Below are 23,455 nucleotides of genomic sequence, written 5' to 3'. Positions count from 1 at the left end.
CACTCCTCACTGTGGAATGTACAGGATTTGTCCGGCGACAAGCTGCTCTGTAGCCAATCGGTTCACTTCCACAATTTTGGAAACAGGCATGGAATACCGTTGCGAAATCAGTTCCAATGTCTCATCTCGCTGAATAATGCACATTTTCAACTGACTCGAACGCTCTTCCTTATGGCGAATAAATGAGGTCAAATTTTGCATTGCTTCCATTGTGGATGGAGTAGCATTGGTCGATACGCCTCGTCGCGAGGAGCTAGCTGACGATTCCGCCTCCAGAGCCAACGCTTCCTGTTTGGCACGGCTAGCTTGAGAAAATATTGATGTAATATTGACATTGCCCGACTCTTCACGAGAAGGCTTGCCTGAAATGGCCACTCGCAATTCAATGTCTTCATTGGCTTCCGGCTCAGCTAATACCTCTGCTACCGCCTCTTCTTGCACATCCACTTCCGTCTCTTCTAGCTCTTGTGCCTCTTCCGTTACGACGGGTGTAAAGTCAGGCTCATGGTAATCATGGATTGCGAGGGTCGCTTCCTCTTGTTCCTCCCGCTCTCCAGGAGCATCCACCCATTGCTCTACTTGGTCAGAGTTGGTCACCTGCGTTCCGTAGACAGGTGAACCGTAAGCGGCTGACTCGATCGCAGGCGTATCCGCTTCCCAGGACACAGAGGCGTCAGCATACGAACCTTCGGGATAGGCAGCGAATTGGCCGTCATTTGATTCCGTCACTTCCCCGAAATGTTGATCCGGATAATAGTCTCTTGATGCTACCTCCATAGCTGGCGCATCGTACAATGAAGTAGATTCTGCTGAATCGTAGGCAACCGGTTCTGCCTGCCTCTCCAGTTCTTGTTCGAGCTGCATCAATTTTTGTTCGATGTCCTCGAGAGATGCAAGCTCAGGTACTCCTTCTGGGTGATCCGAAGCCACATGGGCAAACTCCCACGTCTCTTCCTGACGTTCGGCTTCAGGCTGTTCGTAAGGATACGGATTGGTCGGTGATGCGACTGGTTGGTCGGACAGCACGATCCCGACGATCTTCAGTTCGGCATCAATCAACAGCTGATGCGGTGTTTCCAGCTTATAGTCGAAGCTGTCCACAATGGCATAAATATCACCAATTTCCGCAATCCGATCGAGTGGAATCGTGATGTTGAGTGGAACACGGTGTCCGATCTGTTCCTCCCAGCCGTAATACGGTCCATCCGATCCTTCAGGCCGAAACGGAGAGAAAGTCATAGCCTGAACCAGAGTTTCCGCTCCACCGCCGTCCGACCCAGCGGTATCCCTGATCGGCTCGTACTTCCCGAACAACTGCAAGCAGCCTGTAATGGAGATGTAGGATTCATTCTCCAACACCTCTACATCCGGTACCAGTTCCAGCTCTTGCAGTTCGCCTATTCCGGCTCTATCGGATGAGAGGAAAATGGTCTCCTTGATGGCAAACGAGAGCAGTCCATCCTGTAACGCCATTCATGCTCCTCCTTTCAGGTGCAGGACATTTCCCTATACTATATGGACAGGACGAGCCGTTTAGCACCGGAAATTCGAAAACCTGACTCAGCCCATTAAATCGGAAAATAAGAATATCGTCAGACATGCCTGACGGTCATCTTCTAGCCACGGTGGTTGTTTGGGGAATCAGGTTTCCGGGCGAACATACTTTTTTCAATTCCTATAGATAGAAAAAACCGGGGAATTAATTCCCCGGTTGAACCATCTCGATCAATTGCGATACTGCTTTTTTTCCCTGTTCAATACAATCCGGTACGCCTACCCCGCCGTAGGAAGCCCCCGCAAGAATGACACCTGGAAGGCTGGTCCCTACTTTTTCGGATACGTCCTGTGCCCAAGCCTGATGGCCCACGACATAAGGAATCGCATTTTGCAAACGGGTCACCCGATAAAAATCAGGCTCTTGGCGAAGTGTCATCGTTTTGTGCAAATCGCGCATGGCGACCTCCACGATTTCCTCGTCCGTTAGTTGCATGAATGACTGTTCCTTTGCTTTCCCCACAAAACAGCGAACCAATGCCTTCCCTGCTGGAGTCGTATGCGGCCATTTGCGATGAGCCCACGTGCATGCTGTGATCTTTGCGCCAGAGTTGCGCGGGACGATAAACCCTGTCCCCTCCAATCGGAGATCAACAGCTGTTTCTGGAAACGCCATACTGATCGTGGCCACCATATGCGGCTTTGCCTCTGGCAAGGAAGGTACAGATGTATAAGGACGTAGGAGTGGCTCGGCTACGGCATGCGGCACCGTGAACAGGACAGCATCTGTCTCGATTCGCTCACCGTCTTTTGTGACGAGCGTATAGCCACCGGACTCACGCTTGATCAACTCCTGCACACCAGTATTCTTGCGGAACACGTTGGCAGGCAACTGGCTTTCTACCCCTTCAACCAGTGTCTCCAATCCGTTTTTAAGCGTGAGGAAGATTCCTTTTGACTTACCTTGAACCTTGGATTGGGGACGAGAATGCTTCATCGCCAAAATGAGGCTGCGATGCTGCTTTTCCATCTGAGCGAATTGCGGGAAACTGGCCAGCAGACTGAGATTGTCAATATCTCCTGAATAGACCCCAGACAATAGCGGTTGGATCAAGTTCTCAATAACCTCGTCGCCCAGACGCCGACGGAAAAAGTCCCCGACCGAGATGTCTCCATTTTCTTTGGAGGCAGGCAAAAACAAGTCGGCCGCAGCACGGATTTTTCCCGGCCAGGAGATCAGCTCAGAGGTAACGAACGGCATGAGCTTGGTCGGAACGCCCATGACCGCCCCTTCCGGAATAGGCATCAGTCGATCGTGGTGCCAAATGTACGCTTGGCCGGTGCTGTTTCGCACGAGCTCCTGTTCCAGACCAAGATCCTTGGCCAATTGAGCGGCACTCGTCTTTCGCTCTAGAAACGAATCTGGCCCCTGCTCGATGACAAAACCCTCATGTCGCCACGTCTTGATTTTGCCACCCAGCCGGTCTTTTTCTTCGAGCAATTCGAAGCGAATAGGCAGGCCCTTTGCTTCCATTTCTTTTTGCAAGTAAAAGGCGGCGGTCAATCCCGTGATGCCGCCACCTACAATCGTAATATGATACGCTTTGTTACTCATACAATCGATCCCCTAGTCCGCCAGCTTCTTCCCGACGGCATCAGCCAGACAGGAGATAAAGGCTGGTCTGGCATTCGGCATCGGAGGGCGGTAATAATGGACGCCCAACTCTTCCGTTACTGCCTTGCATTCATAATCGTTGTCATACAGGACTTCCAGATGCTCGGCAACGAATCCGATCGGACAGTACACGAATGCTGAAAAACCATGCTTGGCATACAGCTCTCGGGTCAAATCCTGAACATCAGGTCCAAGCCATGGCTCCGGAGTGTTGCCCGCACTCTGCCAGCCAATCGCGAAATCAGGAATTCCCGACAGTTCTGCGATCAGTTTGGCCGTCTCTTCCAGCTGTTGTGGATATGGATCTTGCGACTTCAGGATTTTTTCTGGCAAGCTATGTGCCGAGAAAATAACGACCGCTTTCTCACGATCCTCTGCTGGCATCGCAGCAAACGTATCGTGAATCGCTTTTACCCAATAGTTGATAAATCCAGGCTCCAAATACCAGCTCTCGATGCTGTGAATGACCGGTCCTTCGATGGATTCCGCATGCTCTTTCGCCCGTCCGTTGTACTCTTTTACACTGTAGCTGGAGTAATGAGGAGCGAGAACCAGACTGACAGCTTCTGTGATCCCATCTTTTTTCATCTGGTCCACAGCATCTTCAATAAACGGAGAAATATGCTTGAGGCCGAGGTACCCGACAAACTCACGATCTGGAAAGCGCCCATTCATCTCTTTCACCAAAGCGCCCACTTGCTCGTCCGTAATCTCGGCAAAGCGATTCAGTCCTCCGACTGCCTCATAGCGTGCCTTCAGATCGTCCAGCAGCTCCTGTGGAGGTTTGCGCCCGCGTCGGATATGCGTGTAGTACGGCTCGATATCCTCTGAGCTCCGCGGCGTTCCGTAAGCCATCAACAGAAGTCCTGTCTTTCTTTTTGCCATCGTCTATGCACCTCCTGATTACACGTCGCGTTTGTAGCTATGGATGAACTGGGTCAGCTTTTGTAGCGTCTCTACCTTCGCATCCGGGAAAACTCCATGTCCCAGATTGAAAATATATCCTGGCTGCTTCGTTCCTTCGTCCAAAATTTCTTTCGCCTTGGCTTCGAGCTTCTCCCACGGTGCCAGCAGCAATGTAGGATCGAGGTTTCCCTGCAGCGTCTTGGTCACGCCCATTTCTCTCGCGGTCGTAATCGAAGTACGCCAATCAAGGCCGACTACATCTACGGGAAGGCGATTCCAGTCCATCAACAAGTGGCCAGCTCCGATTCCAAAGTAAATCGTAGGAACGTTGGTCTCTTTTAGCGCGTTGAAAATTCGCGTCATCACCGGAGTAATGTATTCGCGGTAGTCTTCGTCATTCAATGCTCCTACCCAGGAATCAAATACTTGTACGGCCTGTGCGCCTGCAGCAATCTGGGCTTTCAGATACGTAATTGTCATATCTCCCAATTTGTCCATCAGTGCCTGCCATGCTTGTGGTTCGGTGTACATGAACGCTTTTGTCTTGTGATAATGCTTGGATGGGCCACCCTCGATCAAATAGCTGGCAAGGGTAAATGGCGCACCGGCAAAACCAATCAGCGGAACAGACAATTGCTGACGCAAAATCTTGATAGACTCCAAAATGTACGGTACGTGCGTCTCCGGCTCCAGCTCAAGCAGGCGATGTACATCTGCCAGAGACTGAATCGGATTGGCAATCACCGGTCCGATCCCCGATTCAATGTTCACATCGACTCCGATTGGCTTTAGCGGTGTCATGATGTCTGCAAACAGAATGGCCGCATCGACACCAAGCTGCTCCACGGGTAAGCGTGTCACTTCAGCACAGACTTCAGGTATGTAATTCATTTCAAAAAAGCTATGCTTCGCACGGATCGCGCGGTATTCAGGCTGGTAACGCCCAGCTTGACGCATATACCATACAGGTACATGGTCCGTCGCTTCCTTTCGACACGCTTTCAAAAAAGTATCATTAAATGGTTTTGCGGTCATGAATAAACCTCTCTTTACACAATAATCTTCCCCTACATTATGATACCACTGGGCATTCGACAATGTAGGGCTCTTTTGTGTCAAAATCTTTTCGTTTCTCGATTTTTCCCAAGCTCTTCCATCAGTCTTTCCAAACTTCCCCTATTGAATGCGGATATCTCCAGTCGCAGTTTTTACGGATAATACTGTGCCACCGCTACCAATAGAAGCCTCGACATGTTGCTCTTCTTTTCGATCATACTTCAGCTCTGACCAATCGACGTTGATATCCCCAGTATCGGACTCCAATTCGAGCTTGGCGTCCGTCGGCTTTTTATCTGCGGAAACGCGCACATCACCCGTATCCGTGCGAATGTCTACATTGTGGGTAAGCTCAGACAAGACGAGCTTGTTTATATCTCCTGTACTGCTCTCGACCTTAACAGCTGAACGAATCTGCAAAAGCTTCATGTCACCTGTATCTGTATCGACGGTTAGCTGTTCTCCTGTAAAGCCAGCGAGCTCAATCTCTCCCGTACTTGACGTGAAGTTTGCCTGTTTGGCTTGGAGCGCACTACTTTTGATATCCCCGGTTGCTGTCTCTAAACGAATATTCTCGTACACCGCATCCGGAAGCAAGACTTCGACCTGCAAGTGCCCATTCCCCATGAAAAACAAGTTGAGATGATTTTGTTCCCGCACCGTGACATTCAGTGTCCCATCCGGACTTACATCGCTCGTAAATTGGAGTCTCTCCAGTTGCTGATCAGCAGCATTGCCTACCAATCGAACGATGGCAGACGACTGATTGCTTGGCCCAATGATCACGTCCGTCGTATCGGTGGACAGATTCAGCCCTTTGAAGGATTGGGATACCATCCGCTCCTCCTTCACTTCTTTTAACGAAAAAGTGAAATATTCCTGTTTTGAAAATAACCAGACGAGTCCGGCCGCCCCGACGATAAAGAGCAGCAAGCATAATCCAAATAGTTTTTTGCTCACATTCCTCATCTTATTTCCCCCTGATCATTTGCACGTTGAACTGGAGATACCGCAAGAACTGCCGGTACAGCCATTTGGTCAAACGAATCAAGCCGATCACCAGCATGCCACCCAATCCGACTGAAGCCAGGCTTCCGAACAACAGAAAGAGTCGCTCGTGGGATAGATTCGGAACACCATACTGGGCGAGCATTCCCAATGGCGCGACCAACAAGGAGACTGACACTCCATAGCACGCAATCAGCACCCCGATTAGTGCCATAAACGGGCCGAGAACAAAGATTAAATTGAAGAATCCAAGGCTGACGGTCGCTATTATCGCACGGGTCATGTTTCCGACAGATGCATTCGATTGTGCTTGGTGAATCCGGTAGCCTGCCAGCAGCTCTCTAGCCAACACCTTAGGACTGCCCAACGTCTCTGCAATCTCATGCTCACTCTTGCCATCCTGAATGCCCATCAAAAAGTGCTCCGTGTAATCTGCCAAAATATCCAATCTTTCCTTGTCAGGTAATTCAATTAACAGCGAGCCCAATTCGTCCATGAACTCACGCCTTGTCATAACCGAGTCCCTCCCCTATGATCTGGTTGACACCGCGGTCGAAAATGCGCCATTCCAAAACAAGATCGTTCATGTATACACGGCCTTGCTCTGTCAACTGATAGTATTTGCGCGGCGGACCTTCTTGCGATTCTTTTAGATACGTGGTAAAAAAACCTTCCTGGGTCAACCGACGCAGCAAAGGGTAAACCGTACCCTCAGCAATGTGAAACTTTTCAGAGATGCTGGCAACGAGCTCGTAGCCATACCTGTCACGCTTGGCCGTCAAAACCAGCACGCATAGCTCTAGTACGCCCTTTTTAAACTGAACATTCAATGCCCATCACCCATGTAAAAGCTTACCAAAGAGGTACTGTATATTGCAAGGTACTTTATGATAAAAAAGACAGGGAGCATTCACATCTCCCTGTCTCACTTAATCCACGCTTATTTTACTTCTACAATGCGGCCTTCCACTTTCGGACTGACCACTTGGCGCTTGATCAACGCTTCTTCTACCACGCTGTACATCGACAGACCTGTGTTGAAGAATGGTTTTTTAAACGATTCGTAGCCATCGCCACCTGCTGCCAGGAAGTCGATTGTTGCTACTTTGTATGTTTTGGTCAGATCAAGCGACTTGTCGCCTACTTTCACTTCGATCACGCGCTCACCAGCTGGCTTCGTAGGGTTGTACGTGAAGCTCATGCCGCTGATTTGCGGGAAGCGACCTGCTCCTGTCTCTACTTGGCTCACACCGTTTTCCAGTGCTTTTTTCAGTTCTTCACCTGTTACTTCTACAACAGAAAGAGTGTTGTTTTCAAACGGCAGGAGCGTGTACAGGTTTTTCTTGGTGATATCTCCAGCATTCAGCTGCGTACGGATTCCGCCGCCATTTGCCAGTGCAACATCTGCCTCATGACCTTTGATCGATTGAGTGCGCTCCAGCATGATATCTGCAATCAGGTTACCGACGTTGGTTTCTTTAGTACGTACCAGCGCACGGTCGCCATCCAATGGTACTTCGGATTTCGCGATGACCACGTTCATTACACTGTCAATTTGAGTAACGATGTCTTTCACCATTTTGTCCACTTCAGGATCTGCTTGAACGTTTTCATCGTACTCTTTCAGACCACCGCTGAATGCTACCAGCTCTTCATTCAAATAGTACAGATCAGCACGTCCGAGAGATTTTCCGTACTCCCAGTCTTGAACGATGTAAGTACCGTTTACAACTTCTGGTGTTTTCAGAGGAGTATGGGAGTGACCACCTACGATCAGATCGATGCCTTCTACGTTTTTCGCGATTTCACGGTCTACGTCCACCCCGATATGAGAAACAACCACTACGTGATCCGCTTCTTTTTTCAGCTCAGGGATCACCGTTTTCGCAACTTCTACCGGGCTCTTGAATGTCAGGCCCTTAACGTTGTTCGGGTGAGTCAGTACGGGCGTGTCTTCCGCTACAAAGCCCACAAACGCGAACTTCTTGCCGCCGATCTCAGCCTTGAAGGTCGGTACCAACAGGTTTTTGCCATCTGCTGTAAATACGTTTGCATTGATTACTGGGTAATCAAGAGCGTCACGCAGCTTCAGCAGCTGCTCATAGCCAAAGTCAAACTCGTGGTTACCTGCAGTCATCAGTGTGTAATCCAGGCTGTTGAGGATTGGCAGGATGGATTCACCTTTGAACTGGTTGACAAAAACAGTCCCTTGGAAGGTGTCACCTGCGTCCAACAGCAGGAAGTTCGGGTTTTCAGCACGCCATTCTTTTAACAGAGTCGCAATTTTAGCGAAGCCGAATTCTTTTTGCGTTTTATCTTCTTGGATATGTCCATGTGTATCGTTTGTATGTGCAAGTGTAATGTGCGTAGTAGCTGCGTTACCCAGAGCATTGAAGAACTCACCACGAGTCACTGTAGCTTTGTTTTCCAGTGCGAGCGTGTAGCCCAGTTTTTTCGCCATTTCAGCCAGTTTGGCAGAGGTAAGCACTTGAGCAGGCTTTTTGAAATCGTCTTGCGTTACAGCTCCCTGTGTTTTTGCCCAAGCCAGGTAAGGTGTAGCCCAGGTTTCACCTTTTACAGGTGCGGCAATCTTAACGCCCTTCAGCTTGGCAAATACAACAGTCGCCTCTGCCAAAGTCACACTGCGGTCGAGAGCGAGATCACCGTTTTGTCCAGCAGTGATGATCGACTTTTTTACCATCCAATCTGCGTGCTGAACAGGGTGAAGTGGTGCGGCAAATGCAGAAGTCGTCATCAACGAAGCAAAGACAACCGACGCAAGAGCCGTCATGGTAATGCGACGTGCTTTTTTCATTTGTAAAATTTCCCCTCTCATATGTATCTCTATTGATAGGATTTCCCTGTCTATTATAGCAAAATTTACTAGGTCTTTGGTGGGATTTCTCTAATTTTTCGACACAAACCGTATGATCGCCTCGGCCATTGCCTCGGGCTCTTCCATCATTCCCATGTGCCCTGCATGGCCGAGCAAAACTTGATCCACACGCGGCCCGTTCACGATAAATGTTTTTTCAGAAGGAATGATCTTGTCCTCTTTACCCGCGACTAAAAGTACAGGAAGAGTCGTCGATGTGAGTACATCATTGCGATCTGCACGATCCCGCATGCCTTTCAGCGTCTGGATAGCTCCTGTCGGCTTGGTGGCAAACCCAATTTCTTTGGCTACTTGCACATCTTCTGGCATCGACGTAACATGCCCGGGTGCGAACAGCTTGGGTACCAATGCCTTGATAAATGGCTCCATACCGTTTTCCCGAATGTTCTCGGCGCCTTTATCCCGATTCGCCTTGGCTGCATCATCGTCAGGATAGCCGGTAGAATGAATCAGCCCAAAGCTTTTCAATTTGTCCACGTGCTTCTGCGCAAATGCGAGGGTCACATACCCTCCTAGGGAATGCCCGAACAAATGAACCGGTCCACACTCAAGCTTGTCCACTAACAGGGAGAGATCTTCCGCAAAGCGCTCCATGGTGTACGGCTCATCCGGCGCAGAGCTACCTCCATGTCCTCGCAAGTCTACAGCTACCACATGATACGATTGGGAGAGAGCTGGAACAATTTTATTCCAATAGGCCGAGCTACCGCAAAAGCCGTGCAGTAGAATGACCGTTTCCTGATTGGCGCTACCCTCTTCCAGATAAGCTACCTCGAGACCATTTTCTAGCTGTACTTGTTTGATCATGTGACATCTTCCTTTCAGTCTTTTTTCAAAATGGTGCCCTGTGCGGGTCGAAAGAATGCTTGTCAGGGGCGTTTCCCCCCTTTATGATATGTAACACAATCGCTTCCATCTCAATCTTTCTAGAAGAGGAGAAACTCTTTATGGTACAAATAAGCGCAGGCCTTGCGATCGGCCGAAATAGTCAGGATGTACGATACACCTATATTCAGCCTGGGGAGGCACGCTCCCGTACGATCTGCTTTTTTTGCCCGGGCTCAAGCTATCTGTTTGACAAGCCTTTCCTGCATTACTCCACCATGTTGATGCTCGGCCATGATTCAGACATCGTCCATATCGAGTACGCCTATGGCAAAGAAAATATCGCCTTCGGAGAGCTCGCCATGGCTGAACGAAGCAAGTGGATGCAAGAGGATGTTCAGGCTGTTGTCGAAAAAGTACTGGCGGGGCATCCGTACGAGCAAATCTTCTTTTTGGGAAAATCGATTGGGACCATGCCAATCGTAGATGGTTTGTTGCAAGACCCGGCGCATGAGAAGGCGGCGGCCATCCTGCTGACCCCGATCCTGACGAGCGAACTGCTGGCTACCAATCTGTTGAAGACGAAGCAGCCCATATACCTTGCCATTGGCACAGAAGATCATTTTTATCGGGAACCGTTGATGGAAAAATTGAGAGAAACAAAACCGAATCTACATCTCGAAATCGTACCGAACGCGAACCACGCCTTGGAAATCGGGTTGGACCTTTGCGCTAGCCTCTCCACATTGACGTCCGTGATGGAGGAAATGGATCGGTTTGTTACCAGACAGCTTCAATTGGGGCTAAAGTGAGCAAGCAATACGTTACAGCAACGGGATGAAGATGTCATACGCATTTTCAGAACGCTCGGGAGCATGCACGCTAGGAACAAATCGTTCATCGTAACGTTCTATGCGCAGAGCAGCTTCATCCACTCGGTGTCCATGTTCCTTTATCCATTGAAACGCCTGCTGGTACGTATTTTGCACTTGGTCCATCGGGCCAGTATGCGTGAAACGGGCGTATGTTTTTTCCGGTACGGTGAAGCCGATCATTCCCACGGGGATTTGTTCGAAACGTTCTACTTCCACCGCAATATACTCCGTGTACATCTGGTAAGTGTGATTTTCGTTACTGATGTCATATCGAACCACAGGATGGACGACTAGAGGAATTTCTGGCTGACGCTGCAAAAACGTCGCCCATACCTTGGGCATTTCTGCTACCAAAGCCTGAAAGTTCCCTGAAAAACTCATTCCAATCAAATACTTCTGCGGTACCACTGCGATACTTCCACTCACTGCGATCACTCCATTCCAGCCAGTTTTTCCCACTTATTTTATCACAATCATCAGACAAAACCTGTAAAAAAACGAAAGCCCTCCTGAACGGCTTCAGGAGGGTTCTGCTTGCATCCTTATAACTTTTTCATCGCCTGGTAGCTTGCTTCAATCGTTCTCTCGATATCTGCCTCGGAGTGAGCCACGGATACGAACATGCCTTCAAATTGCGAAGGTGGGATCATAATGCCTTCTTCCAACAAATGGCTGAAGTACGTAGAGAAGCGCTCCAGATCGGAAGTCTTAGCTGTCTCGTAGTTGATGACAGGCGTGTCTGTAAAGAACAGACAAACCATGGAACCAACGCGATTGAGAGTGTGTGGAATGCCGAGCTTGCTCGCATTGTCAGCCAAGCCTTCCGCCAGGCGTGCAGACAATTTCTCCAAACGCTCGTAAGCGCCTGGCTTGCTCAGCTCCTGAAGAGTGGTCAAGCCTGCTGCCATTGCCAGTGGGTTACCAGAGAGAGTCCCTGCTTGATAGATTGGACCAGCAGGAGCGATCTGCTGCATGATTTCACGCTTCCCGCCATATGCACCTACTGGTAGACCACCACCAATGACTTTGCCCATCGTAGTCAAATCAGGTGCGATACCGAACAGCTCTTGCGCACCGCCACGAGCCACGCGGAATCCAGTCATTACTTCATCAAAAATGAGCAGTGTGCCGTATTGCTGTGTAATCTCACGCAAGCCTTCCAGGAAGCCTGGCAATGGAGGAACGACGCCCATATTTCCCCCGATCGGCTCGACGATCACCGCAGCCAGGTCGTCTCCGAACGAAGAGAACGCGAGCTTTACACTCTCCAGATCGTTGTATGGAACCGTAATCGTATTGACAGCGGTTCCTTCGGGTACGCCCGGGCTGTCAGGCAATCCCAGAGTAGCGACGCCCGAACCTGCTTTGATCAGCAGGCTGTCGGCATGGCCGTGATAGCAGCCTTCGAATTTCATAATTTTATTGCGCTTTGTATAACCGCGCGCCAGGCGCAGAGCACTCATCGTTGCTTCCGTTCCGGAGTTTACCATCCGTACGACTTCTACCGATGGCACCAGCTCGCACACCAGCTTTGCCATATCTGTTTCACGTTCGGTTGGTGCGCCAAAGCTCGTACCCAAAGTAGCGACTTCCGTAATCGCCGACAGGACGCGTGGATGTGCGTGACCGAGAATCAATGGTCCCCACGAGCCGATATAATCGATATAGCTGTTGCCATCTACATCAAAGATTCGGGAACCTTCCCCTTTTTCGATGTAAATCGGGTTGCCACCGACGCTCTTAAATGCTCGTACGGGGCTGTTTACCCCACCTGGAATGTAATGCTGCGCTTCCGCAAAGAGTTCCGTTGATTTTTCCCGTTTCATCATCTACTCACCCCTTCAGCCATTTGGAAACGTCTTTGGCATGATACGTAATGATCAAATCTGCACCCGCACGTTTAAAGCCGACCAGCGTTTCCATTACGATCCGTTCTTCGTCGATCCAGCCATTCGCAGCCGCTGCCTTCACCATGGAATACTCACCACTTACGTTGTAAGCGACGATTGGTTGGTTGAAGTTTTCACGCAGGCGCACGACCATGTCCATGAACGCGAGACCCGGCTTCACGATCAGGAAGTCCGCTCCCTCTTTCACATCGGAAGCTGCTTCACGTAGGCCTTCACGCGAGTTGGCAGGGTCCATTTGGTAGCTTTTGCGATCCCCAAATTGCGGTGTAGAGTTCGCTGCTTCGCGGAAAGGTCCATAAAATGCCGAAGCATATTTCACTGCATAGGACATGATCGGAATATGTTCAAAGCCGGCTTCATCCAGCGCTTCACGGATCGCGATCACAAAACCGTCCATCATATTGGAAGGTGCGATGATATCCGCCCCTGCTTTTGCTTGAGAAACGGCTGTTTGTGCCAAGAGCTTGAGTGACTCGTCATTGTCGACATCTCCATCATGCAGCACGCCGCAATGACCGTGATCGGTATATTCACACAGACAGGTATCCGCGATGACGATCATCTCTGGATAAGCTTCTTTGATTAGACGAATCGCTTGTTGGGTAATTGCCGTATCGTCATAGGCTCCAGATCCGCACGCATCTTTTTCTTCCGGTACACCAAACATGATGACGGACTCGATCCCTGCGGCCACAATTTCTTTCATCTCGATAGCCAATTTATCCAAGGAAAAATGGTACACACCGGGCATCGAAGGGATTTCGTTTTTGACGTTGCTTCCTTCTACTACGAACAGTGGATAGATCAAATCCTCCATCCGAACGTGATTTTCCCGAACCAGATTGCGCATGGCCGCGCTTCTACGCAGGCGGCGATGGCGGTCAAATGTTTGTGCCATTGTCTTTCCCTCCCAGATTATCTATCAATGCTTCTAGCAAGCCTTCCACTGTGTATTCCGTTGCTGTAACATGAACGGTCAGCCCATTTTGCCTTGCTGTTTCTGCGGTGATGGGCCCGATGCAGGCGATTTGTACCTGGTCGAGCCATCCTGTTCCCGCAAAAGGGGCCATCGCTTGTACGAAATGGGTCACGGTGGAAGAACTGGTAAACAAAATGCCATCAATTTCTTTATCCCGCAAGCGACGAGCAGCCTCAGGAGCTTGCTTGCCATCGATGACGGTATGATAAACATCCACCTCTGTCACTTCCAAGCCCAGTGCAGCAAGCTCCTGAGGTAGAGCCTTGCGAGCGATGTCTGCCCTTGGCAAAAGAACTCGTTGACCGGGGCTCAGTCGATCGTGAAGGCTGGTCAATAGCCCTTCAGCCACATAATCAGACGGGATCACCGCTACTTCCAGTCCTTCATCGTTCAGGACCGCGGCAGTCTTGGGTCCGACGGCTGCCACTTGGCCTTTGATCGCATCGATCCCTACACCGATTTCATTCATCCGCTCCAAAAAGAAACGTACTCCGTTGACGCTGGTGAAGATCAGCCAGTCAAACTTCCCCAACTGGGCGATGGCTTCATCCAGATGTCGTTTATCCTCGGGCGCTACCATTTTCAGAAGAGGAAAGGCATAAGCCTCTCCTCCCAATCCTTCGATCTTTTCCACCAGCTCCCACACCTGGCTACGAGCTCGCGTCACCATGATGCGCTTGCCTGCTAACGGTCCAGCAGATTCAACCTGCGCATCTGACATGGTCATTGCTGATTCTCCCGCAGCACCTGAGCCAATACCTCTCCCGCACCTTGTGCAAGCAGCGCCTCCGCTACTTGTATGCCCAAGGCTACCGGATCATGACCGCTCGCCGTATTTTTGAACATTTGCTTGCCATCCGGGGAGCCGACCATTCCCGTCATGGTAATCAAATCTCCTTCACCGATGGTCGCATAAGCGCCGATCGGCACCTGACAGCCACCTTGCAGCTTGTGCAGGAAGCTGCGCTCAGCTGTAACGGCCAATCTCGTCGGCTGATCGTCCAGACGTCGCAGCAGCTCGAGTGTTTCTTCATCATCAGCGCGACATTCGATTGCCAATGCACCTTGACCAACTGCTGGCAAGCTGATTTCTACCGGCAAAAACTGCGAGATCGTTCCTTCGAAATGAGCACGTTCCAATCCTGCAGCCGCCAGAATTATTCCATCAAAATTGCCTTCCTCAAGCTTTCGCATCCGCGTATCGATATTCCCGCGCAAGGATTCGATCTGGATGTCAGGACGATATGCCATCAGTTGAGCAGCGCGACGAAGGCTACTCGTACCGACTACAGCGCCTTCTGGCAGTTGATCCAGCGTTTTTCCATCTTTGGAGAGCAGGACATCTCGTGGGTCTACCCGTTTGGGGATCGCTCCGATTACTAGACCCTCCGGTAATTCAGCAGGCATGTCCTTCAAGCTGTGAACAGCGAAATCCGTTTCATTATCGTAAAGAGACTGTTCAATCTCTTTTACAAACAACCCTTTTCCACCGACTTTGGACAACGTCACATCGAGGATGCGGTCGCCTTTGGTCACGATTTCATGCAAGGTGAACTCCGCTTCGGGAGCGACATCTTTCAGTTGATCGACAACCCAATTTGTCTGTATAAGCGCCAATCTGCTGCGGCGCGTGCCTACGTTCCATTTTTTCATGACAGCCTCCTAGAACAGCCTTACCACCAGCTGTGAAATGTAGATGTGTTTGCCCCAAAGAAGTTGATCAACAGCAAGGCAAAAGCCAGAACGTTCCACTGCTGCATCCTTCGTATCGGCATCGTATCTCGATAACGCTTATAAAGCCAGAACGAATAGCTCGCGAGAACCAACAGGGAAAGAACTACTTTCGCATCTAGCATGAACTTATCTGGCAATACCATTTTTCCCCAAATAATCCCTAATACAATGGACAGCAGCAGCATCGGCACACCCAGCATGTTCATCCGGTAGGCATAGCCTTCCAGTTGATCCAGACTCGGCAATCGTCTGAGCATCGGTGTCCATCGCCGTTCCTTGAGCATCTTGTGCTGCAGTAAATACATTCCCGAAAAAATCATCGAGAGGGAAAATGCTCCATAACTAAACATCGCTAGTGTAACATGAGTCAGGAGTAATTCCGAAGTCAAAATGCTAGAGACAGCAACGATCGGAGTCTCCGGCAAAAACATCGACATGACCAGAACAACGAACCCAATGATGTTGGTAAAAAAGACCAGTAAATCTATTCGAAAAAAATAGTGAATGGCAAGTGATAGACTTACCAACACCCACGAATAAAAAAAGAGCGTTTCAAACAAAGTGATGACAGGAAAATACGTCTTCATTATTGTCTGTGACACAAAAAAAGCGGTTTGCAAGGCCCAAACGACAGCAAGCAACCCGAAAGCCAGGCGATTGACTTTCCGGTTGCTTTGCAAGAAGTCGTTAAAATAGAAGAGAACACTTGCAGCGTAGAGAAAGATCGTCAGGTCGTAGATCCATCTCACCTCGGCCATGCACTCTCTCCCCTCTTTCCCCAATCGGTTTCTATCAATGGATGTCCGTAACTGAACAGCTTTGCTTAATCACGGACGCGGGAGGCCAGAACCTGCTCACGAGGAGCCTGTTTGGTTTTCTCGTCTGCCCATTTGGCTTCCTGTTCCGTGCGTTCCAGAATTTCCTCCAAGGCAAACATCTTGGAGAACATCTCCAGTACTTCTTCTCCATTTTTTGAAGCCGCCATTTCTTTCAGACGCACAACCGGATCGTGCATGAGTTGATTGACGATTCCTTTTGTCGTCTTGCGGATGATATGTATCTCTCGCTCTGTCAGATTAGGCAGCTTGTTTTCGATTTTCCGCATCGCTTCGGTTTGAATACCCAACGTTTTTTCACGCAGGGCAGCAATCAGAGGTGCCACTCCCAACGTTTGATACCAGTTGGTAAAAGCGACGATCTCGTCTTGAATCATGGCATCCAGACGGTCTGCTTCCCGGGAACGCTCCGCCACGTTGCTCGCAACGATGCCCTCCAGATCGTCAATGTCGTACAGATACACATTATCTAGATCGTGCAAATCCGGATTCAGATCGCGTGGCACCGCAATGTCCACCATAAACAACGGGCGATGCTTGCGCTTTTTCATGATGGGGGCCAGTTCGTTTTTCCCCAGGACATAACCGTTTGCCCCGGTCGAACTGATGACGATGTCTGCGGTGAGCAGTGCCTCTGGCAGCTGCTCCATTGTACAGGAGTCCCCTTTGAATTTTTCAGCCAACACCTGTGCTCTCTCCAGTGTCCGGTTGGCCACGAGTACTTTTTCGGAGCCATTCGCATGCAAATGCTTGGCAGTCAGCTCACTCATTTTGCCTGCACCGACGATCAGTACGGATTTACCAGCAAAGGAACCGAAAATCTTTTTCCCCAGCTCTACCGCGGCGTAGCTGACGGATACGGCATTTTGTCCGATCGCCGTCTCTGTATGGGCGCGCTTGGCAAACGTAATTGCTTGCTTGAAGAGGGTATTAAACACCGTCCCCGTCGTCGCGTGCTCTTGCGCCAATAGGAAGGCATCCCGTACTTGGCCCAAAATCTGCGTCTCCCCCACTACCATGGAATCGAGACCAGAAGAGACACGGAAAAGATGGTCGATGGCCTGATCGTTTTCCTTTATATACAAATGATCCTTAAATTGCTCTTTCTCCACGCCAAACCACTCCGCCAAAAAGCGGCGAGTATAGTCACGGCCGATATTGGCCTGATCGCACACAACATAGATCTCCGTGCGATTGCACGTTCCGAGAATAATACATTCCGCAATACTCTTCGTCTGGGAGAGTAGATGAAGAGCGCGGGCGGTCCCATCGTCGCTAAACGTGAACTTTTCGCGTATTTCGACAGGGGCCGTTTTATAATTGAGGCCCAGCAAAAGAATATCCATAATGTCCTCCCAGAATGACGTGCTTACCTACACCATGTGTAAAATGCACTATTATTATAACATTATGTCCAGAATCGACCACGAGTAATTGTGAAAAATTTATTAACGGAGTGCACTTTGCATGAAAACCGGGCTGTTCTATGGCTTTTGATCTAGCCTTCTGATGTCGAAAGTCTTTATCAGATCAGCTTGCGTTCATGCGTAGAATGTCATATGATGCGGCTAGATATGAGAACATCAGAAACATTTCGAATTGTGCTGGAGGGAGAGAAAAGAAGCATTGAAAAAACCATGGATGGCAGACATAACGCTGCTTCTAATCGCTTTTATCTGGGGGACTACGTTCTTGATCGTGCAGCAGGCGATCACATCGTTGCCTCCAAATACGTTCAACGCAGTCCGTTTTACCGTCGCTGCTCTATTTCTTCTCATCATCCAAGCAGTCTTGTACCGTCATCAATGGAGGGAATGGCGCGGTCCGCTGTTCAAGGCGGGCGTGATACTCGGTTTTTGGCTCTGTCTCGGATACGCCTTGCAAACGGTTGGGCTCTTGTACACCACACCATCCAAAGCAGGCTTCATCACTGGATTGTCCGTGGTACTCGTACCGTTGTTTTCGCTCCTATTGATGAAAGAGCGCGTCAAGCCGGCTGCCATCGTAGGCGTTATTCTCGCAGCAGTTGGTCTATACTTGTTGACCCAAAATCAGGAGTTCTCGTTTAACCTAGGTGATATGCTCGTCTTTGGGTGTGCGATCTGCTTTGCGATGCAAATCGTATTTACGGGCAAATACGCGCCGCACTTTCCTGCATTGCCCCTCGCGATTACCCAGCTAGGAACGGTCGCAGTCATGAGTTGGATCTACGCGTTTTTCTTTGAAGACTGGAGTCGTGCGTTTGACCCACAGATCTTATTCATGCCGGAAGTTGCATTTGGTCTCATCATCACTTCGATTTTTGCAACAGCCTTGGCCTTTCTGGCCCAAACCGCCCTGCAAAAGCAGACCAGCTCAACCAGGGTCGCACTCATTTTCGCTCTGGAGCCCGTATTTGCTGCACTGACCTCGTTCGTTTTCATTCATGAAGTGTTGAACGGACGACAGCTCACAGGGTGTCTGATGATCTTTGTCGGGATGATTCTCGCGGAGCTGCCCATTCAGGAATGGATCCGCAACAGCCGCACGCGAAAGCGAAAAGCAACTGATGGCAGTGAATCTGCCTGATCAAGAACAAAAGGTTCCTTCTCCTCTACCGGAAAAGGAACCTTTTACTTTATAACGCCCGACTATGTCGCCTTTCGCACTTCCTGCAGCACGGCTTCCACGAATATATTCATGACTTGCCCACACACTTTTTGCGGCAGTTTTTCCGTACGTTTGAGCCATTGCTTGAGCTTCAGCAAGTGAAAAGCGGCTTGTGTCAGTCGTCCACTCGTCCCTGCCTCGACCAGTCCTACCGCCGATTGACCGACCTTTGCCCAGTGTCGGTACTTCTCTAGCCAAGGTCTGCACTCTGTTGCCAGCTTTTGATTCGTCATCCCCTGCAGCAATTGCTCCGCAGACTCCTCCATCTCGGAAAACAGCGTTTGTAAATGCGAAACCGCCTCGCGTCGATCTCCCTGCAGGAACTGAAAGCGAAATTTCAAAAAGGCTTCCATCATCGCAGGAGATTCAATTTCATTGAGAAATGAACTCTGCACGTTATCGGCAAAGCGCATAAACGCAGCGGCATCCCTAGATCCTACCACTTCGTTCACCGCTTTTTCCCAAGCAGTGTGCGGATCATAGCCCAATGGATCTCGCAAATAGGCTGCCGTCGTAATCAAAGGAATCTTCGAGCATTCTGGTCTGGACATCGCATTCGCTACATAACCTGCGGAATGGCTCCACAAATCGGGATCACGATGACGAAGCGGCCCAATGTGTAGCTCGTTTGCCATCGCCAAATCATTAACTGGATAATTGTCCCAGTACAATGGTTTATGCATGGTATGTTTCTGGAATCGTTCGGCATCCCCATCCGTTAAAAACGGGGAACAGACAAAGCGCCCTGTCCAGAAAAGGTCGATCACTTCTGGTAGGTGACAACCCAGGTACTGAATATACGGTTCTTTTCCCAGACCGTTGTATTGAGTCGGGCAAATCACTAGTTCGACTTGATCCGACCAACGGCGTACCTCGTCCCAGACATTCATCGTCACATCAACATGGGCATCTGCCAGATGTTGATATCGCTTTACATCTGCCGGGTGTAGGAGGTGCATCGGGATATCATCAAACAGGAGAGCAAAATGCCGAACTCCTCTGTCAAACATCGCACGATACTTCCGTAGAATCTGAGCACGATGTTCTTGATTCGAGTACTCCATACTCAAGCCTGGACTCAGACAGTAAACGAAGTGTACATTCCCTTTTTGGGTGGCACAAATCAGCTCATTAATTTCACGAGAGGCTGATTCAGGGTGCATCTCCATCCACTTTTCCCGCAGGTACAAATCGTCCTTGGGGGAATAGAAGTACGTGTTGTATTCATGCCGACTCAAAAAATCGATCATGTCCAGCCGCTCTGCATGCGTCCAGGGCGTTCCATAGAAACCTTCGATCACACCGCGTACGGCAAAGCGCTCAAGCTCGCTCACGAAAACTGCCTCCCCTTCTCCCTCCGGATTGGGTCACGACTTATTCGGTCATTCAGTCGTTTTGTTGGAAACCGTCGCAGGAATCTCCTGCTGTGAATCCATTTCTGGCTCTTGGTCATTGGCACGCAAGCGGCGGAGAATTTCGCCCCACAGCTCATCCTTGCCTTGTCCTGTCTCTGAAGAAAAAATAATGATCGTGTCATCACCGCGCAAGCGCAGACTTTGACGGATTACTTTTGTATGCTGCAGCCAACGTCCGCGTGCAATCTTATCCCCTTTGGTTGCGACTACCACGGTCGGAATCCCGATTTGCTTGCACCAATCGTACATGGCAATATCGTCCTTGCTCGGCGCGTGGCGAATGTCCACTAATTGGATGACAAAGCGAAGCTCCTGGCGATTTTTCAGATATCCTTCTATCATCTTGCCCCATGTTTCCTTGATTGACTTCGCCACCTTTGCGTAGCCATATCCAGGAAAGTCGACGAAATAGAGCATTTGATTGACACGGAAGTAGTTCAACGTTTGGGTTTTACCTGGGCGGGAGCTGATGCGCGCCAGCCCTTTGCGGTTCATCATTTTGTTGAGAAGGGACGATTTCCCTACATTAGAACGACCCACGAGTGCTATTTCATGCAGGCCGTCCTCTGGATACTGCTTGGGACCTACAGCGCTGATGACAAACTCAGATGATGTTACTTTCATTTTTTGTCACCTACCGGCTGTTTGGTCAGTGCGTGCCGCAGCACTTCATCCAAATGTTCTACAGGATAGAAGGTAAGTGCCTCACGTACACTTTCCGGAATATCCTCGATGTCCTTTTCGTTGTCCTTTGGCAAAATGATCGTCGTCAAGCCTGCACGATGAGCAGACATGCATTTTTCCTTCAGACCACCGATCGGAAGCACCCGGCCACGCAAGGTAATCTCGCCCGTCATTCCGACTTCTTTTTTCACCGGAATTCCTGTCAGCGCAGACACCAGAGCAGTTGCCATGGTAATCCCTGCGGATGGTCCGTCTTTTGGAATCGCACCCTCGGGAACGTGGATGTGGATGTCGTTCTTTTCATGGAAATCGGGATCGATTCCCCACTCGTGCGCACGAGAACGAATGTAGCTGAAGGCTGCCTGTGCCGATTCCTTCATCACATCGCCAAGCTGTCCAGTCAAAGTCAGCTTGCCTTTCCCCGCTAAAATGCTGACTTCCACATTTAATGTGTCGCCGCCAGCTTGCGTCCAAGCCAGACCTGTAACAGAACCGACCTGATCCTTTTTCTCAGCCAGACCGTAGCGGAAGCGAGGTTTTCCTAGCAGAGCTTCCAGCGTCTTGGCGGTCACGACCACACGTTTTTTCTCGCCGCTCACGATAATTTTAGCTGCTTTGCGGCAGACATTGGCTGCTTCCCGATTCAGGTTCCGCACGCCTGCTTCACGCGTGTACAGACGCACCAGCTTGAGCATGGCATCCTCGTTTATTTGCAGCTTATCTTTGCCTAGACCGTGATCTTCCATTTGCTTCGGCAGCAGGTAGCCACGTAGGATGTTCAGCTTTTCCAGCTCGGTGTATCCCGCAATTGAGATGACTTCCATCCGGTCAAGTAATGGGCGCGGAATCGTGTCGAGGCTGTTTGCTGTCGTAATGAACATGACGTTCGTCAGATCATACGTTTCTTCTATATAATGATCGCTAAACTTGTCATTTTGGTTCGGGTCCAGCACTTCGAGCAAGGCAGATGCTGGGTCTCCACGGAAATCGGAAGCCAGCTTGTCGATTTCATCTAGCAAAAAGACTGGATTGATCGTACCTGCCTGCTTCATCCCCTGAATGATTCTCCCTGGCAATGCCCCTACGTACGTACGGCGATGACCGCGAATCTCTGCTTCATCACGCACACCACCGAGTGAAATCCGCACAAATTCACGTTCCAGCGCACGCGCCACAGAACGAGCGAGGGACGTTTTCCCCACCCCTGGAGGGCCTACCAGGCATAGAATCGGACCGCGCATGGAATTGACCAGCTTTTGCACAGCCAAGTATTCCAAGACACGCTCTTTTGGTTTTTCCAGACCGTAGTGGTCTTCGTCCAGCACTTCTTCCGCGTGTTTGATATCGAGATTGTCTTCTGTCGTCTTCGTCCACGGCAGAGCAAACAACGTATCAATGTACGTACGGATGACCGAGCCTTCTGCAGAAGTGGATGGCATTTTCTCCAACCGCTCCAGCTCTTTCTCGATCTTGGTTTTGATCCGCTCAGGTGCATCGGACTTTTCCAACTGAGCTCGCAGTTCGTCGACTTCCCCTTGACGCCCATCTTTGTCACCGAGCTCTTTCTGGATCGCCTTCATTTGCTCACGCAGATAGTATTCCTTTTGTGTGCGCTCCATCTGCTTTTTGACGCGATTGCCGATTTTGCGTTCCAGCTCTAGAACCTCGCGCTCATTGTTGAGAATGGTCAAAAGGATCTCCAGACGCTCCTGGATGTTGACGGTCTCCAGAATTTCCTGCTTATCCTTCATTTTCAAGGGCAAATGGGATGCGATCACATCGGCCAGTCTTCCTGGTTCCTCAATGTCCTGTACGGACGTAAGCGTCTCAGGAGAAACCTTTTTCGACAGCTTGATGTACTGCTCGAAATGGTTGAGCAGAGACCTCATCAATGCTTCTACTTCGTTTTCTTCTGCTTTTTCTTCTTTCAAGTATGTAATAGACACGACGAAATAATCTTCCTGTTGAAGATATTCCTCGATTTTGGCACGTTGCAAGCCTTCAACCAATACACGGATTGTACCGTTTGGCAGCTTCAGCATCTGTTTCACGCGCGCAACAGTTCCGATGCTGTAGATTTGTTCAGCATCAGGTTCTTCTATGTGTACTTCTTCCTGCGTCGCAAGCAAAATCTTGTTGTCATCTACCATGGCTTGCTCCAAAGCACGAATGGACTTTTCGCGTCCGACGTCCAAATGAAGAACCATCGTAGGATAAACAAGCAAACCTCGCAACGGGAGAAGCGGTAATTCTCGTTTACCGGAACGTTCGCCCAAGCGGATGCACCTCTCCTTGTTGAATCTATCCCTCTTACCAAGAGTCAGCTAATGAGAAAACTTGGCTACACCAATCTCTCTGGCGTAGCCTCGTCACGCTTTACCTATCGTCTGAGTCCATGTTTATACCCTCTGATAGTCGTACATGCAAAAACGGCCAAAATAGCCGTTTTTGCTCCCGCACGGCGCCCCCAAAAGCAAAGCAGGACTGGCCCTTTACTCTTTGCAAGCAGAAGC

Annotated in this window: 21 protein-coding genes; 2 read left to right on the top strand and 19 right to left on the bottom strand. The window is 49.9% G+C overall.

Translation table 11 applies throughout. From position 1 onward, the window contains the following. Positions 1-6: 6 nt before the first annotated feature. The 9 genes from AN963_RS03050 to AN963_RS03010 form a co-directional block, all read right to left on the bottom strand. Complete coding sequence (locus AN963_RS03050; RefSeq protein ID WP_055743086.1) at positions 7-1,473, bottom strand: LysM peptidoglycan-binding domain-containing protein; 1,467 nt, start codon at positions 1,471-1,473, stop codon at positions 7-9. Positions 1,474-1,699: 226 nt separating this feature from the next. Continuing rightward, a complete protein-coding gene (gene hemY, locus AN963_RS03045) occupies positions 1,700-3,109 on the bottom strand; it encodes a protoporphyrinogen oxidase (RefSeq protein ID WP_055743085.1) in 1,410 nt (469 codons plus the stop codon). A gap of 12 nt (positions 3,110-3,121) precedes the next feature. Then, positions 3,122-4,054 carry a ferrochelatase gene (gene hemH, locus AN963_RS03040; RefSeq protein WP_055743084.1) on the bottom strand — a complete coding sequence of 311 codons (933 nt, stop codon included), beginning with the start codon at positions 4,052-4,054 and terminating at the stop codon, positions 3,122-3,124. Between the two features lie 18 nt (positions 4,055-4,072). Continuing rightward, the gene (hemE, locus tag AN963_RS03035) at positions 4,073-5,110 is read right to left on the bottom strand and encodes a uroporphyrinogen decarboxylase (protein ID WP_055743083.1); all 1,038 of its coding nucleotides are present in this window, start codon (positions 5,108-5,110) and stop codon (positions 4,073-4,075) included. Positions 5,111-5,251: 141 nt separating this feature from the next. Further along, on the bottom strand, positions 5,252-6,100 hold the full coding sequence (locus AN963_RS03030; RefSeq protein WP_055743082.1) for a DUF4097 family beta strand repeat-containing protein: 849 nt from the start codon (positions 6,098-6,100) through the stop codon (positions 5,252-5,254). Position 6,101: 1 nt separating this feature from the next. Beyond that, a complete protein-coding gene (locus AN963_RS03025) occupies positions 6,102-6,653 on the bottom strand; it encodes an HAAS signaling domain-containing protein (protein ID WP_055743081.1) in 552 nt (183 codons plus the stop codon). Then, a complete protein-coding gene (locus AN963_RS03020; RefSeq protein ID WP_055743080.1) occupies positions 6,640-6,969 on the bottom strand; it encodes a PadR family transcriptional regulator in 330 nt (109 codons plus the stop codon). Before AN963_RS03020 ends, AN963_RS03025 begins: the two co-directional genes overlap by 14 nt. A 110-nt stretch (positions 6,970-7,079) precedes the next feature. After that, the gene (locus AN963_RS03015) at positions 7,080-8,954 is read right to left on the bottom strand and encodes a bifunctional metallophosphatase/5'-nucleotidase (RefSeq protein WP_055743079.1); all 1,875 of its coding nucleotides are present in this window, start codon (positions 8,952-8,954) and stop codon (positions 7,080-7,082) included. A 90-nt stretch (positions 8,955-9,044) separates the two neighbouring features. After that, positions 9,045-9,842 (bottom strand): alpha/beta fold hydrolase, encoded by a 798-nt coding sequence (locus AN963_RS03010; protein ID WP_055743078.1) that lies wholly within the window; start codon positions 9,840-9,842, stop codon positions 9,045-9,047. A 140-nt stretch (positions 9,843-9,982) separates the two neighbouring features. Between AN963_RS03010 and AN963_RS03005 the strand changes: the two genes are divergently transcribed. Further along, on the top strand, positions 9,983-10,672 hold the full coding sequence (locus AN963_RS03005) for an alpha/beta family hydrolase (protein WP_055743077.1): 690 nt from the start codon (positions 9,983-9,985) through the stop codon (positions 10,670-10,672). A gap of 12 nt (positions 10,673-10,684) precedes the next feature. Here AN963_RS03005 and AN963_RS03000 read toward each other — a convergent pair whose 3' ends face one another. The 7 genes from AN963_RS03000 to hemA form a co-directional block, all read right to left on the bottom strand. Continuing rightward, on the bottom strand, positions 10,685-11,161 hold the full coding sequence (locus tag AN963_RS03000; RefSeq protein ID WP_055743076.1) for a GyrI-like domain-containing protein: 477 nt from the start codon (positions 11,159-11,161) through the stop codon (positions 10,685-10,687). Positions 11,162-11,277: 116 nt separating this feature from the next. Then, on the bottom strand, positions 11,278-12,561 hold the full coding sequence (hemL, locus tag AN963_RS02995) for a glutamate-1-semialdehyde 2,1-aminomutase (protein ID WP_055744426.1): 1,284 nt from the start codon (positions 12,559-12,561) through the stop codon (positions 11,278-11,280). A 7-nt stretch (positions 12,562-12,568) separates the two neighbouring features. Further along, a complete protein-coding gene (gene hemB / locus AN963_RS02990) occupies positions 12,569-13,543 on the bottom strand; it encodes a porphobilinogen synthase (RefSeq protein ID WP_055743075.1) in 975 nt (324 codons plus the stop codon). Beyond that, positions 13,527-14,351 (bottom strand): uroporphyrinogen-III synthase, encoded by an 825-nt coding sequence (locus tag AN963_RS02985; RefSeq protein ID WP_236707861.1) that lies wholly within the window; start codon positions 14,349-14,351, stop codon positions 13,527-13,529. Before AN963_RS02985 ends, hemB begins: the two co-directional genes overlap by 17 nt. Next, complete coding sequence (hemC, locus tag AN963_RS02980; protein WP_055743074.1) at positions 14,348-15,277, bottom strand: hydroxymethylbilane synthase; 930 nt, start codon at positions 15,275-15,277, stop codon at positions 14,348-14,350. Before hemC ends, AN963_RS02985 begins: the two co-directional genes overlap by 4 nt. A 20-nt stretch (positions 15,278-15,297) precedes the next feature. Continuing rightward, positions 15,298-16,116, bottom strand: coding sequence for a cytochrome C assembly family protein (locus AN963_RS02975; RefSeq protein ID WP_055743073.1), 819 nt, complete (start codon positions 16,114-16,116; stop codon positions 15,298-15,300). A 65-nt stretch (positions 16,117-16,181) separates the two neighbouring features. Next, the gene (hemA, locus tag AN963_RS02970; RefSeq protein WP_055743072.1) at positions 16,182-17,540 is read right to left on the bottom strand and encodes a glutamyl-tRNA reductase; all 1,359 of its coding nucleotides are present in this window, start codon (positions 17,538-17,540) and stop codon (positions 16,182-16,184) included. A 280-nt stretch (positions 17,541-17,820) separates the two neighbouring features. Between hemA and AN963_RS02965 the strand changes: the two genes are divergently transcribed. After that, positions 17,821-18,762: a DMT family transporter gene (locus AN963_RS02965; protein ID WP_330218812.1), complete on the top strand. Its 942-nt coding sequence runs from the start codon at positions 17,821-17,823 to the stop codon at positions 18,760-18,762. A gap of 62 nt (positions 18,763-18,824) precedes the next feature. Here AN963_RS02965 and AN963_RS02960 read toward each other — a convergent pair whose 3' ends face one another. From AN963_RS02960 to lon, 3 genes are read right to left on the bottom strand one after another with little or no spacing between them, the layout of a single operon-like run. Further along, positions 18,825-20,177, bottom strand: a complete 1,353-nt coding sequence (locus AN963_RS02960) for a protein O-GlcNAcase (protein ID WP_055743070.1) — start codon at positions 20,175-20,177, stop codon at positions 18,825-18,827. A 48-nt stretch (positions 20,178-20,225) separates the two neighbouring features. Then, positions 20,226-20,882, bottom strand: coding sequence for a ribosome biogenesis GTP-binding protein YihA/YsxC (yihA, locus tag AN963_RS02955; protein ID WP_055743069.1), 657 nt, complete (start codon positions 20,880-20,882; stop codon positions 20,226-20,228). Continuing rightward, complete coding sequence (lon, locus tag AN963_RS02950) at positions 20,879-23,218, bottom strand: endopeptidase La (RefSeq protein ID WP_055743068.1); 2,340 nt, start codon at positions 23,216-23,218, stop codon at positions 20,879-20,881. The genes yihA and lon overlap by 4 nt, the downstream gene beginning before the upstream one ends. Positions 23,219-23,455: the final 237 nt, after the last annotated feature.

This window comes from Brevibacillus choshinensis, assembly GCF_001420695.1.
In the GTDB taxonomy this organism is placed as follows: Bacteria; Bacillota; Bacilli; order Brevibacillales; family Brevibacillaceae; genus Brevibacillus; species Brevibacillus choshinensis.
This window is presented reverse-complemented; position numbering and strand designations above follow the sequence as displayed.